The sequence below is a fragment of the Streptococcus sanguinis genome, from assembly GCF_050222175.1.
Taxonomy (GTDB): domain Bacteria; phylum Bacillota; class Bacilli; order Lactobacillales; family Streptococcaceae; genus Streptococcus; species Streptococcus sanguinis_M.
Genome location: NZ_CP071420.1, coordinates 1,127,396 through 1,140,862, shown reverse-complemented (window position 1 = coordinate 1,140,862; position 13,467 = coordinate 1,127,396). Strand labels below are relative to the sequence as shown.

Sequence of the window (13,467 nt, the reverse complement as noted above, 5' to 3'; positions counted from 1 at the left end):
CCTCACCTCTTCGTGCCTATTCATACATGGATTTTACGGGTTCAAATGTTTTGCGATGAATCGGAGTTACGCCGTTTCGCTCCAATCCCTGCAAATGACTCTTAGTTCCATAGCCTGCATTTTGCGAAAAATCATAGCCAGGAAATTCCTTGTCATAGTCTGCCATCAGCTTATCTCGAGTGACCTTAGCAACAATACTGGCCGCTGCAATAGATAGCGAATTAGCATCACCTTTGATGATGGACTCTTGCGGAATCTCGACATCTAGCTTCATGGCATCAATCAGCAGATAATCTGGCTCAATCTTCAACCTAGATAAAGCATCTTTCATAGCGAGTTTAGTTGCTTGGTAGATATTGACTTTATCAATAATCTTGCTGTCCATCAGGCCAACACCTACTGCCAAGGCTTTATCCATAACTTCTTGATAGATTTCATCATGCTTTTTCTTAGGAATTTTTTTACTGTCGTTGAGCCCCTTAATCTTACATCCTGGAGGTAAGATAACAGCTGCAGCGACAACTGGTCCAGCTAGAGGACCACGACCGACCTCATCAATCCCAGCGATCGCCCGATAGCCGGCTTGATAAAGCTCTTTTTCATATCGTAACATCTGCTCCAGACGACAATCCTCATCTAACTCCGCCTGAATGGCTCTTTTACGCTTTTCAATCGCCTTTTGAACTCCGCTCCGCTGGTCATTAGCTGCTTCTGCAAGAAAAGGATCAGCCAAATCAGTCACTAACTCTAAACGTTGCTGGATTTCTTTAATCGTTGCCATCTAGTTCTCCAACCGTATCCAAGCAATAACGACCTAACTTGCCATCGCGGACTTCTTTGACAAAAAGGCTGTAAAAACGGTCATAGTCGTCGCGGAAGCCAAGTTTTTGGGTCATATCCATAATCATGTCAGGCGCTTCCTGGCTAAGATCCAGCTGCTTAAAACGTGCCGTCAACTCCTCAGGATAATGCTCCTTAAAATAATTGAGGCCGAAAATCGTCACCTCATCCATAGGTAGCAGGTTATCCTTAATAGCTCCAGTCAGAGCAAGCTTAAGAGCAACTGTCTCATCTTCAAACTTAGGCCAGAGAATCCCCGGTGTATCTAAGATTTCCAAATCTTTATTTGACTTGAGCCATTGCTGACCCTTGGTCACACCTGGCTTATTCCCAACAACAGCGATTTTCTTACCAGCTAAGCGATTCATGAGGGTTGATTTGCCAGCATTGGGAATACCGATTATCATGGTACGCAGGGTTTCGATGCGAATTCCTCTTTCTTTCTGACGCGCCAATTTATCAGCCATAAGCTTCTTAGCTGCGTCTGTAACTTTTTTAACAGCAGATTGCTCTTTGGAATTAATAGATAAAGTCGGAATCCCCTGACTTTCAAAATAACTCTGCCATTCCTTAATACGAACAGGGTCAGCTAAATCAGCCTTGTTTAAAATCAAAAGTTTGGGCTTGTCACCCACAATCTTAGTCAGCATAGGATTCTGACTAGATAAGGGCAGTCGCGCATCAACCAGTATTGTCACAAAATCAACAAACTTAATATTTTCCTGTACCTGTCTCCGTGCCTTGGACATATGCCCCGGAAACCATTGAATCGTTGCCATAATTTATCCTTTCAACGAATATCATTGATAAAATTTTATATCTTTACCTATTTTAACATATTTCTAGAATTTAAGCGGGTGAATTCAAAAAGGACAACTCAAGATCCCTAAGAAAAAAAGCCCTAATGGGCTTTCAGATTTTATCTCACTTGTTCAAAATGTAGATGCACTGCAATATGATCTCCATACCCACTACGCTCTAAGTCGCGTTGCAAGCGATAAGAAATATAATGCTCAGCAATAGTAATGTAGCCTGCTCCCAAGAGACGGCTTTCAACCATTGATTGAATCATGCTAATTGTTGCTCTCTCCACTTTTGCTTCTTGCAAATCAAGAACAACCTTTTTTGTAACTTGAGCTAGATTTTGACGTAAATCATCTGTCAAAACATAGACAGTCTGAGCTGCCTTTAAAACCGCTTGATAAATTTTATCTGGGTCAAATTCTACAACCTCACCGCTCCGTTTAATAACTTGCATAAAAAACTCCTTTTATATTATATATTTCTAATCTAATGTAAGTCTCTAACATGACTGCTACCAGTCCAGTTGTCTATAGTCTGCTCAAAAAGAAATCTCAAAGTCAGACCATACCTTAACATTATATAATTTTTTCCAATATTTTTCAAAGGATGCTTCCATTTTTTTAGCCTTAAAAGGCCATATAAAAAAGGACCGCTCTGGGCAATCCTTTTCCAATGTTCTTCATACAACTATCAGATTCCGAATTCACTTTTCAGTTTAAGTCAATCCGACTAACTTAGCAAGCAAAACATTATGTATCGGATTTCTCTAATGTTATGTCTTGTCTTTTGTAACGATAGTGCATTTTCCAGTGATTTTCAGACACTTCTTCTAAGCTCAATGTTTTGTTAATAGCCTTAAAGGACATTTTTTCTTCTTCTACTCTTTTTAAGAGCTCAACTAATAGCTCTCCTCCAGCATTCAGAGAAATTAAACTATCATCCTCACTATCATATTGAAGTAGAATTTTCTTTGTTGGTTTGTGAATGATGTTATAAAGATTGAAAGCTTTATCAATTTCAAAATTTTTCTCTTTGTCAGCCACCATTGACAAACTGTGCAACTCCAACTGACCAATTTTAAAAGCTCCAAAGAGACTGAAAACTATCCCTAACGCAGCAAGTGTTTCCCAGATGAAAGAGAAAAGTTTCAAATCCCAGTCCGTTATCAGTATTAGAAGTAAATAAATTATTCCTAAAACAGATCCAAGTAAAATCAATCCTGAACCATAGCAACCTGCCTTATCACCGGTTCGGATAACTGGCTTATCATAAACTTTTTTTCCCTCAAGTTTTTCCAGTCTATGCTTAGCCTTATACTCCTCAATTCGTTCACTATGTTTTTCTGTCACAAATTTCAATTCTTTCTTTATTATTTTTATTATGTCAATCCTAAAACTGCTTCTATAAATCAATAATCCGGTCTCAGGACGCCTTTAACAGTCTCTTTGGTCGCTTGATAGTCACCATCAACCACAACCTTAATAATGCGTTTAGCATCTTCTTCAGGCGCTGGCACAAGAGGTAAGCGGGTTGGACCAGCTGCAAAGCCCAAGTAATTAAGAACAGCCTTAACTGGTGCTGGACTTGGATAAGAGAAGAGTGCATTGACTTTAGGGATGAATTTCCGTTGGATAGCTGCTGCTTTTTTGATGTCATTGTGCTCAATAGCATCAAGCATTTCAAACATTTCATCACCGTTTGTGTGAGAAGCAACAGAAATAACTCCATCAGCCCCCAGATTCATAGCATGAAAGGCATCACCATCCTCACCAGTGTAAATTAGAAACTCCTCTGGACGATGCTCAATCAGATAGGCCATATTCGCCAGACTGGTACATTCTTTAACGCCGATAATATTTGGATGTTCAGCCAATCTCAGCATGGTATCAGGCGTCATCTCAACCACTACCCGGCCAGGTATATTGTAGATAATGATGGGCAGGTTTGAAGCATCCGCAATGGCTTTAAAGTGCTGATACATCCCTTCCTGAGAAGGTTTGTTGTAATAGGGTACGATGGCCAAACCAGCTGCAAAACCACCAAATGCATCTACTTCTTTGACGAATTCGATAGAGTCGCGCGTTTCATTGGTACCGACACCGGCTATCAAAGGAACACGCCCCTTGACAACTTTTTGAACTGCCGCAAATAATTCCAACTCTTCATCGTGAGTTAGAGTTGGACTTTCAGCAGTTGTTCCAGCAAGTAAAATCCCATCCGTATGATGAGCCAAAAGGTGCTCAATCAAGTCTGGAATAGCTTCAAAATTGATGGAACCATCTTCATGAAAAGGAGTAATAAAAGCTGTGATGATTTTACAGTTTTTCAGATCCGCATACGCCATAAACTTACCTCTCTTTATTATACGAAAAGAGGGTTGAAAGAACGATTATTCAACCCTGTGCTGTCAAGTTTCCTTGGTCACTTTATTTTAATTCAAAAACAACTTCTGCTGTCGGACGAACTAAACCACGCTCATGCAGTGTCTCTGCGATTTGAACAGAATTCCAAGCCGCCCCCTTAAGAAGATTGTCTGAAACCACCCACATGTGGATTCCCTTTTCCGCATCTAGATCTTTACGAATCCGGCCAACAAAGGTTTCTTTCTTACCAACCGCATTGATTGCTTGCGGATAAACCTGATGAGCTACATCATCTTCCAGAACTGCACCTGGGAAAGCTACGATTGCTGCTTTTACCTGATCAATAGGTGCAACTTCCTTAGTCTCGATGTAGACAGACTCTGAGTGAGCAGACAAGATTGGAAGACGGACACATGTCGCAGAAACAGCAATTGAATCATCTTCCATGATTTTCTTCGTTTCTTTAGTCATCTTCATCTCTTCGTAAGTATAGTCGTTATCTGTGAAGACATCAATCTGAGGTAAGGCATTAAAAGCAATAGGATAATGCTTCTTATCACCACCACATGGCAGGATATTGGCTTCCGCGTCCTTAGGATTTACACCATCATTGAGAACAGAACGTAATTGAGCTTGGGTTTCAAGAATGGCTCCCATACCTGCACCAGAAACTGCTTGATAGGTAGACACAATGATGCGCTCCAGACCCCATTTTTGACGAACAGGCTCTAAAGCCACCATCATCTGAATTGTCGAGCAGTTAGGGCAGGCGATAATTCCCTTGTGCTGATCTAAGGCATGGGCGTTGACTTCTGGAACAACTAGAGGAACATCAGGATTTTGACGGAAATAAGAGGTGTTATCGACCACTACTGCTCCAGCTTTGACTGCGTAAGGAGCAAATTTTGCTGAGGTAGAACCACCAGCTGAGAAGAGAGCAATATCTACACCTTCAAAAGCCGTCTCAGTCGTCTCTTCGATAGTAATATCTTGTCCCTTGAACTGGAGAACTTTACCAGCTGAACGAGCAGACGCCAGATAGCGTATTTTATCAATTGGAAGGCTAGATTCTTCCAGCATTTTAATCATTTGAGATCCAACGGCGCCTGTTGCACCTACTACAGCAACTGTATATCCCATGCGATAACCTCTCTGAATTTTCAAAAAATTTTGTATTGTTAGTATTATACTATTTTTAGGGAAAAATGCAAATATTTCTGAAGAATATAAGTGCGATATTTTGATAAACCACACCAACTCTAATGCCTCTCTATGAGAGCTTTCAAGGTTTACAGATTTTGTTCTCACGAACAAAACTGCATCCACTGCTCTATGACTCAATTTCCTCCTGCGGACTCGTTTCGTCAAGAGCAATAGCACTCACGACGTCAACCGTCTCAGTATCAATGTCTCTAAGCCCGGCTGCGACTAATGGTCTTGCCACTCTAAGAGACATAGAAAAATCCCCAATCCGTAGACTGGGGATAAGGGCACTTTCGTGTGATCAGCAGGTTCACACAACTGATCAAGATCCGCTCCTGCGTTATGACCTCCCATGCTTCAATTTGCAGAAAAACTGCATATCAACTCATCGCACGAGATATAGTTTACCTTATCTTTTTCCGTTTTGTCAAGGTATTTAATCTAAAAGTATGTGTCTCAATTTTTGAGAAGATAAAAAAATAACAGAAATTTTGAGGACAATGAGAAATTAGTTTACACTTATCTTATCCAGTCCTTGACATTTCTGATTTTTGTTGTTATCATGTTTTAAGACTGAGTATAACAAGTGTCTGTTGTTTTACTCGGCGAGGTAGGTGTTAGCGCACCTGCCTCTTTTTGTTTTATTGCTATAATTATACAACTAATTTCAAGCGGTGTCAACAGAAAAATGATGACGGCATGTCAAATAAACCCTAGAGTTTTCAACCCCAGAAGAACTATACAGGACTGTTTGATTATCTTAGGATAGTAGCACCTTTTTTATGACTTTGACGTCGAGCTTTATGTGCCTTTCTTCCCTCTCCAATCTGGAAATTCCGCTTTAGACTATCCAAATGATTCATGTATTTTCTTATTTTTCCTCCAGAAACCTTATCTAACCCTTTTATTTTTTGGGATGCTTTCCGCCAGTCCCCGAAAAACAACTCTCTCAGGGTTCCTTCTTCTACAGCTAATATCATATTTGCCATAATCTCAGCTCCTTCTAAACTCCAGATCATTCCCTGGTTCTTCATTCTGTAAGTAAGGCGCCTGTGCTGTGACTCCATCACCCCAATTCCTTTCTTTGGGAGATTGCGAAGTGATGCTGGCTTAGTATAACTAAAATTTCGCTTTAGTCTTCTGGCAAAGTCCTGGAAAGTAGCCGTTTCTTCCTCGTCCTCAATGAGACTTTCTGTCGTGTCAAGGGTTGTTTGAAGAAGGTCAAAGTCATGCTGATAAATAGCCTGTTTCAAGAGTTCTTTTAGCTCTTCTGGCTGCGCTTTATAATTCTTTTCTATCTCTTGCTGCAAATGGTAAGGATCCCAGAAATGCTCATGTCTTTGAACTTTAAAAGCGGCCGCAAAATCCTTGAAAACTCTGCCTCCATAACCCGGACCGCCATCAGAGTTAGTAATCAGGGTTGTTCCCTTTCCTGTTTTATAGGTCTGATGCACATAATCTAATACCTGATCTTTGGCTTTGCTACCAGATAAAGAAAGCACGTTTTTTTTATTTTTTAACTGCCTGCGTTTGGACTGGCCGATCTGCTCGCTTCCTGTATGGACGACATAATGAGAGATATTGCTATATTTAGCTTCCTCTCCTTGTTTAGATCGTGTTTTGACCCAGACTCCATCTCCCTCGATGTAAAGCCTCTCAGGGCTTTTTTTGTTTTTCTCTTTCGCTTCCGGAAGAGACAAGAGGTCATATTCTTCTTGCTCCTTCTTAAGCGCTGCAGCACGCTTAACAGCTTTCAGTACAGTATCTTTTGTTAGATTGATACCAGTCATGAACTCTATCAAATCAGCTGTTTTGCGGTAGGTAGTGCACGTTGAAATCTGGTTAATTTGATAAATCAGCTCCATGCTGAAACGACTGTGTTTCTCCAGCCCAAGCCATTCATCCACTGGCACCTTGCAAGTTCCCTTTTTGTACCAGCGGTTTCTTTCAAAGCAAATTTCCCCAAAGATAAAAGCAACTGTACGGGCTGATCTATTTTTCAATTTGTAGCCCCTGGCACGCATAGACGGGGCTACCTGATCATCATATCGAGTTACAGCCTTCAGGAAGGCTTCTTCATTCTGCTTTCTCAAATCTGCTAAAAATTTTCTTTCATCCAGGACAGTCACACCCATAAGCTAACCCCTTTCTAAAACTTAGGTATTATATTATTGTTTTTTGGTAAAATTTTCAAGTCCATGATAAAAAAAGAGCCTGACCAACAGGCCAGGCATGAGATAGTTGTTAGGGTTACCACCTCACAAACAGTATAACACAAACTGTTTAGAAATATTTTTGTATAAAAATATTTTAGTCTACTTATAAAGTATACTATTTTTTAAAAAATTCTAGCCGATCGGAACAAATTCAATTTTTAATTTACTATTTGTTGCTGCAGCAATATTTTCTAGTAATTCGATAGACGGATTCATAGTCCCATTTTCAATTCTAGCAATTGTTGATTGCGGTTTATTGACTTTTTTTGCGAATTCACGTTGGCTTAAATTTAAGCTATTTCTTAATTGTTTTGTTAAAAATGCGATTTCAATTTTATTTTCGTATTCATAATATGCTTTTTTAAAACAATCATTTTCTGACATTCGTTTTTCAGCATAAGAATTTAATAACGATTTAGTTTGAACTCCTTCTTTCAAATTTGCCATTTTATTTCTCCTTATTCCTTTCTTTCTGTACCAGTTACGGTCCAGATAAGACTGTAAATTTTCTAATTTACAGTCTTATCTACATCGTAACAAAGCATTTAAAGACGCTTTTTGCGTCTTCTAGCTTTGTTTAGTTCTTTTAATGGTATTTTATTTGATTTTTTAATGAATTGCCAGAGGACTATATACTTTGTTGGATCCCCTTTTTTCTTAACAAATAGGACTCTTAGAAACAAACCATTTGCGCTCTCTCGTACCTCATACATCTCATCATCGATTTTCTTTATCCACTGTAGAGCTAATGATTCTTGTATACCATATTCTTCAACAAATTCCATCTTTCTAACCAATTTACCAGCTGGAGTACCATCCAAAGAATCTAAGAAATCTAGGAATTCATCTTTATCATAATAATCAAAAATAAAATTAAACTTTTTCATAGTTTACCAGTTTAACCTTTCTAGAATTTTTATAAGATGACTATAATATAATGATAGCATATACGCTATCATTTGTCAAGTGTTTTGTACTTTATTTATCACATTCTTTAAAAAAACTTCCCAATAAAGGGAATTTAGGAGTTTATTTGAATGTATAATTTCTTTTTGATTTATAAACACAAACATAAATATAATTATATTTATGTTTGTGTTTATTATAATCCTTCAAACAGCTTAACAAAACAGTCATGCGATGAACGAGCACCAGTAAATTTCGTTATAAGCTAACCCCTTTCCAAAACTTAGGTATTATATTATTGTTTTTAGTAAAATTTGCAAGTTTATGATAAAAAAAGCCTGACCAACTGGCCAGGCTCTGAGATAGTTGTTTGGGTTACCACCTCACAAACAGTATAACACAAACTTTTTAGAATAGTTTGGAAACAATCGCATCGTATAGCCAGCTTTCAAAGTGGGCTATTTTACGATAAAAGGTACTACCAACTCCAAAATATTTTTTATGCCATTTTTTAAATTTTCTTAGCATTTCCTTTCCTCCTTCAGCTGATAATAAAAGTTTAACATGTACTAAATAATTTGCAGCAGCGCTCCTCTGAAATGTCATTTTTTATCCCGGAAATGACAAAAAAGACCTTTCAGTTAGAAAGGCCAGAAGATATTTTTTGATTATGACTAGAATATTGCTTTATAAGTCAGGGTTAAAAGTCTAAAGGGAGTACTTCGTCACGTCCTGCCAGAGTATTTCTCATGTAGAGGGAGTAAGCATCTAGTCCATATTTTTGAACTGCCTCTTTGTATAATTTCTCGCCCCAATTCATTGGGCTCATACCTGATATATAGTCCAGGACAATTACTTTGGAAGATGCTTGAGATTCTTTATTAATTCTACATATACTGTAGTAATCAGTTGAACCAATAAATAGGAGTTTATTCTCTGGTTCTTGTAGAGCCATGTCTAAGACATCTAGTTCTCGTTCGTTTGACTCAGCCACAATTTTTCGACTTAAACTCTCGTTATTTGTAACTTCAATAAGTCTTTCATTGCGTTGTGAATTGTTCATATGTTAGTTCTCCTTTTATTATTTATACAATTATGTTTATAAATATATTTATAATTATAAACATAAATTAACTCAAGTTTTCTATTAGCTTATCTAAATAGTCGGATGCTGACCGAGCCCCTGCAGCTTTAGAAAGCTGATCCAATTTCTCTCTATTGCTTGGCTTTAAGGTGAACTGATATTGTTTCTTCCGTTCAAAATTACTCACATCAGGAGCGAAAACCGGCTGAGGAGTCGGCTTAGTGGTTTTCTCAATTAGCTGCGAAATTTCCTTTTCTTTACGTTCAAATGCCATCTATATCTCCTTTATAAATTATATTTATGTTTATAAATGTATTTGTATTTATGTTTATAAATATAATTATATTGTATCATAAATTTTTGAGAAAGTCTGCTCTAACTCGTCAAAGAATTTCTTATGTTTTTTATAGAGTTCAGGATTTTCCTTCATATCCGCAATAGAGACTTTATCGATTGTTGAATGATTGAACAACTCTTTTGCTGGAACAATTCCCAAAAGGTTATCAGTTCCTTTTTCTTTAGCCTCCAACCCTAAAGCTTCTAGAAGCTCTCTGGAAGAGCCATAGTTTGGACGAATCATATTAGCCAGAAAATACAGTTCAGCCGTTATATAAGACTCTCTAGTGCGATAATCAATCACATCCTTTCGGAAAGCCTCTAGACGACTGGAAAGGTTAAATTTGGCATTGTAGCCAAACTCAGAAGGTGTCAGCGGACTGACAATGGCATGACTAACTGCAACTGCATTTTTAGTTGCGGTTGCAAAGTCCGGCCTACAGTCAATCAAGATATAATCAAACTGTTCTAGGTCTTTCTTCTCATAGTTATCTTCTAACCAGAGATAGAGAAGCATATTTTTCTTGTCGCTATTCTCCAGATCCCGCTCCACAGTGTCTAACTGAACGGAACCAGGAATAAGGCTAATATTTTCTTTGACCTCCTTAATATCCACGTCACCGCCTTTAAAAGCATTAGCAATAGTATTCTTGCTCTCGTAGATATTGTAACACTGCGTCAAATTGCACTGATGATCTAGATCAATCAAAAGCACTTTCTGACCTTTCTTGGCAAGCCATTCAGCATAATTAAAAGTTAAAGTTGTTTTCCCAACACCGCCCTTAATAGCGGCAAATGTAATAATTTTCATTCTGTTTCTCCATTCCATCCATAATAACAATGACTGCAGATCGTTTCTTCATCGTCTATCCACCAGCAAGATCCTTTGTCTGGAGTATAGCAAGCATTGTTCCAAGTGCAGCCGCAAAATTTACAATGATGTTCTTCTGCCATCTATCTATCTCCTTGTTATTTTCTATACTTCCATTATACCATTATAATTATGTTTGTCAATATGTTTATAAATATAATTATAATTATATTTATAAACTTTAAGAGCATATAGGAACAAAAAAGCCCTGGAACAAACCAGGGAAATAAGAAATACAAAGAAGAGTCAGTAACCACATAATCAGCAATGAATACCTGGTCTTTTACACTATGTCTAATATAGAATTAGGGAAATAATCCGGATAATCCTTTAAAACCCGACCTATTTCAAAATACACACCGTAGAGCCTTTCAAAATCATTCTCAGCTTTATATAACCATTTATTATCTGATTTTCTTTTAAACTCTTGTCCATCAAAATAAATCTCATCATAGAGTAATGTTACATCAACAATTTGTGTGATCTCGCTAACATGTTTATCACTATTTTCTAACAAAGCAGAAAACTGTGAGTGGTTCCCTCTATAACACTCTATCAGGCCCATAGGATAAAAATAATAGTTATCTAAGTTTCGATTTGGAGAAAGTGGACAGCTATGATTATTTATATTTTCTATATTTTCAACAATCCTACCTTTATTCCAAGGAAACAGTAAGATAGGATGTTCATGCAAACGGAAAGTTGGTTTTTCTATAGATAGATTGGTATAGTTTGAATAATAACGGACAAAGTCTTCTTGGTGAACGTTAAAAACGTAATTTTTTACTAATTCATGCGAAAACCTAGTATCAATTATGGTGCACAAGTTTCCATTTATAACTTTTCCCCACTTATTATTATCAGAATTCAATGTATCAAAGGCAGTGTAATATGTATAATAATTAGATAAAATTCTCAAATACTTATTTACTGATTGGTAATCACCTTTTTCAAGGTATTTTTTGACAGTTGCTATTTTCTCATCTAGTAACTGTTTAGCAGTAATTTTAAATTCTTCAGTCTGTTTTTTCTTCTTATTATCTTCTTTCCGTTTTTTTTCCTCCTGAATTTCATTTTCCTGATTGATATAATCAAGAGTTTTTCCCGTTTTTAATGCAGAATAAATATTTTTAAAGATTGATACCATCTGAACTCCTCTCTTTCTTTACTATATTACAACATTTACGACATAAAGTGTCAAGTATTCATATAACTTATAAGTAATTTAAATTATTTTGCAATATCTCACGACTAGAGTATCTAATTTCTTCGCCTTATTTGGTATTTCTCCCGATACCGTCTAAAACTCCTTTCCGGAATCCCTGTCAGTTTGCTAACGTCCCTATCAGTATATCCTTGAAGATACAAATCAAAGGCATGCTGCAGACGCTCATCATCTGCAGTATAGAGAGCCTTCCTGCCCTGGTACTTACCCTGAGCCTTGGCAAGAACTATCCCCTGACGTTGACGCTCCTTGATGCGTTCTCGCTCTGCTTGGGCTTGATACTTGTAAATTTCCAAAATTAGATTATTCAACAGCCGTCTGAGGTTCTCGTCCTCAATCCCCCGTAAAGTCGGAAGGTTAAGAACTTCCAAAGTGGCACCCCGAGCTTGTATAGCAGTTATAATCTCTGTCAGCTCCTGGTTATTCCTCCCCAAGCGTTCAAGTTCCGTTACGGCGACTATATCCCCTTCTCGGATGTACTGTAGGAGAGCCTGAAGCTGAGACCGTTCCTTGCTGGCTCCACTGACCGCCTCCTGGAAAACTTTTTCACAGTCCTGCATCTGCTCCAGCTGCCGATCCAAATTCTGATCTGTGCTGCTGACTCGTGCATAACCAACTCTTGACATATGTTCCTCCTTATTTTTGCCGAACTCTATTGGCCGTGTCTTTTGACCAGTAAAATCAAGTTGCACGTGCAAGGCCAATAGGGTATACCTTATTGGCCTTATATTTTAATCTATCTGTTGATAGCCCATAAATCGTACTTCAACTTCATAATATTCAAAATCCTCCTTGTAGAAATAAGGAGCTGGAGCTTCCTTTATCGGAATAATCTTGAAATCAGATAATATTTTCATTGTTCTTTTATTTCTATGGAACATATCATCATAAGATATGGTCAGAACAATCCAAATATGTTTTTCATCATGCCCTTTTCTTAAAAATAAAAAATTAGGTATGGAAATAATAATATCCGCTGTTTCATTAACCAAAATCTCACCTAAAGACAAATTACTACCTCCTGCAGCAATATATAAATGGCTATTATCATCCCAAGTTACTTCACTTATTTCCACACAATCTAGAAATGCTTCGCTAGCTTCTCCTCTTCCCTTATTTTCAAATATCAAGTGAAAATCACTAGTTTCCTCCATTTGTCTATAAAAAACTATCTCTTTCTGCGTTGCAAATTCATCACCACCAAAACTAGAAAATGGAAATAAAATTTTAACTTCTCTCCTACCCATAAAACCATTATATTCAACCTCGACTGCACTTAGTTTTAAAATAGGTTTATACTTAATTTCATCATCTTTTCTGGCTTGTTTTGATTGATAATCTAATGTGATAGCTAGACCTATTAATGTTATGACTGCTCCAAGAACAGCACCATAGAAGGACAGCAAATCTCCTGCTGTCCACTCGGCAGCTAACAAACGTATAGAGCCAATTTAAAAGGATAGATTGATCAGTAATGGTATTACAAACAAAATGACAATAGCAATAATAATAATTTTTGGTAAATCTTTCTTTTTCATAACAATACAACCCTTTTCTTTTTTAATCTTCTTTGGTTTCAATTTTACCATATAGTCGTGTATTTGTTTGTCTTTCTTTTG

18 protein-coding genes are annotated in these 13,467 nt (G+C 37.4%); all 18 read right to left on the bottom strand.

Annotation, left to right across the window (positions count from 1 at the left end):
• Nucleotides 1-16: 16 nt before the first annotated feature.
• The 18 genes from J1C91_RS05815 to J1C91_RS05730 all read right to left on the bottom strand — a co-directional run bounded on the left by J1C91_RS05815 (nt 17) and on the right by J1C91_RS05730 (nt 13,284).
• Nucleotides 17-781, bottom strand: a complete 765-nt coding sequence (locus J1C91_RS05815; protein WP_002909725.1) for a ribonuclease HII — start codon at nt 779-781, stop codon at nt 17-19.
• A complete protein-coding gene (gene ylqF, locus J1C91_RS05810; protein ID WP_002909724.1) occupies nt 768-1,619 on the bottom strand; it encodes a ribosome biogenesis GTPase YlqF in 852 nt (283 codons plus the stop codon). Before ylqF ends, J1C91_RS05815 begins: the two co-directional genes overlap by 14 nt.
• Nucleotides 1,620-1,759: 140 nt before the next feature.
• Nucleotides 1,760-2,098, bottom strand: coding sequence for an ATP cone domain-containing protein (locus J1C91_RS05805; RefSeq protein ID WP_125438657.1), 339 nt, complete (start codon nt 2,096-2,098; stop codon nt 1,760-1,762).
• 295 nt (nt 2,099-2,393) lie between these two features.
• Nucleotides 2,394-2,993, bottom strand: a complete 600-nt coding sequence (locus J1C91_RS05800; protein WP_125438655.1) for a hypothetical protein — start codon at nt 2,991-2,993, stop codon at nt 2,394-2,396.
• Between the two features lie 59 nt (nt 2,994-3,052).
• Entirely contained in the window at nt 3,053-3,988 is a 936-nt protein-coding gene (dapA, locus tag J1C91_RS05795) for a 4-hydroxy-tetrahydrodipicolinate synthase (RefSeq protein ID WP_125438652.1), read from the bottom strand.
• A gap of 82 nt (nt 3,989-4,070) precedes the next feature.
• Nucleotides 4,071-5,147, bottom strand: coding sequence for an aspartate-semialdehyde dehydrogenase (locus J1C91_RS05790; RefSeq protein ID WP_125438650.1), 1,077 nt, complete (start codon nt 5,145-5,147; stop codon nt 4,071-4,073).
• Between the two features lie 190 nt (nt 5,148-5,337).
• Entirely contained in the window at nt 5,338-5,463 is a 126-nt protein-coding gene (locus J1C91_RS05785) for a hypothetical protein (protein WP_260468668.1), read from the bottom strand.
• Between the two features lie 502 nt (nt 5,464-5,965).
• The gene (locus tag J1C91_RS05780) at nt 5,966-7,345 is read right to left on the bottom strand and encodes an ISLre2 family transposase (RefSeq protein ID WP_125438648.1); all 1,380 of its coding nucleotides are present in this window, start codon (nt 7,343-7,345) and stop codon (nt 5,966-5,968) included.
• 213 nt (nt 7,346-7,558) lie between these two features.
• Nucleotides 7,559-7,873, bottom strand: a complete 315-nt coding sequence (locus J1C91_RS05775; RefSeq protein ID WP_125438646.1) for a helix-turn-helix domain-containing protein — start codon at nt 7,871-7,873, stop codon at nt 7,559-7,561.
• A gap of 98 nt (nt 7,874-7,971) precedes the next feature.
• The gene (locus tag J1C91_RS05770) at nt 7,972-8,313 is read right to left on the bottom strand and encodes a type II toxin-antitoxin system RelE/ParE family toxin (protein WP_125438644.1); all 342 of its coding nucleotides are present in this window, start codon (nt 8,311-8,313) and stop codon (nt 7,972-7,974) included.
• 427 nt (nt 8,314-8,740) lie between these two features.
• Nucleotides 8,741-8,938, bottom strand: a complete 198-nt coding sequence (locus J1C91_RS05765) for a hypothetical protein (RefSeq protein ID WP_125438642.1) — start codon at nt 8,936-8,938, stop codon at nt 8,741-8,743.
• A gap of 94 nt (nt 8,939-9,032) precedes the next feature.
• Nucleotides 9,033-9,395, bottom strand: a complete 363-nt coding sequence (locus J1C91_RS05760) for a hypothetical protein (RefSeq protein WP_125438640.1) — start codon at nt 9,393-9,395, stop codon at nt 9,033-9,035.
• 67 nt (nt 9,396-9,462) lie between these two features.
• Nucleotides 9,463-9,690 carry a hypothetical protein gene (locus J1C91_RS05755; RefSeq protein WP_002905312.1) on the bottom strand — a complete coding sequence of 76 codons (228 nt, stop codon included), beginning with the start codon at nt 9,688-9,690 and terminating at the stop codon, nt 9,463-9,465.
• Between the two features lie 66 nt (nt 9,691-9,756).
• Nucleotides 9,757-10,563 carry a ParA family protein gene (locus J1C91_RS05750; protein ID WP_125438638.1) on the bottom strand — a complete coding sequence of 269 codons (807 nt, stop codon included), beginning with the start codon at nt 10,561-10,563 and terminating at the stop codon, nt 9,757-9,759.
• Complete coding sequence (locus tag J1C91_RS05745; protein WP_185761316.1) at nt 10,560-10,706, bottom strand: hypothetical protein; 147 nt, start codon at nt 10,704-10,706, stop codon at nt 10,560-10,562. The genes J1C91_RS05750 and J1C91_RS05745 overlap by 4 nt, the downstream gene beginning before the upstream one ends.
• A 200-nt stretch (nt 10,707-10,906) precedes the next feature.
• Nucleotides 10,907-11,770, bottom strand: a complete 864-nt coding sequence (locus J1C91_RS05740) for a DUF6710 family protein (protein WP_125438636.1) — start codon at nt 11,768-11,770, stop codon at nt 10,907-10,909.
• A 113-nt stretch (nt 11,771-11,883) separates the two neighbouring features.
• Entirely contained in the window at nt 11,884-12,474 is a 591-nt protein-coding gene (locus tag J1C91_RS05735) for a recombinase family protein (protein WP_125438634.1), read from the bottom strand.
• 105 nt (nt 12,475-12,579) lie between these two features.
• Nucleotides 12,580-13,284: a hypothetical protein gene (locus J1C91_RS05730; RefSeq protein ID WP_260468953.1), complete on the bottom strand. Its 705-nt coding sequence runs from the start codon at nt 13,282-13,284 to the stop codon at nt 12,580-12,582.
• Nucleotides 13,285-13,467: the final 183 nt, after the last annotated feature.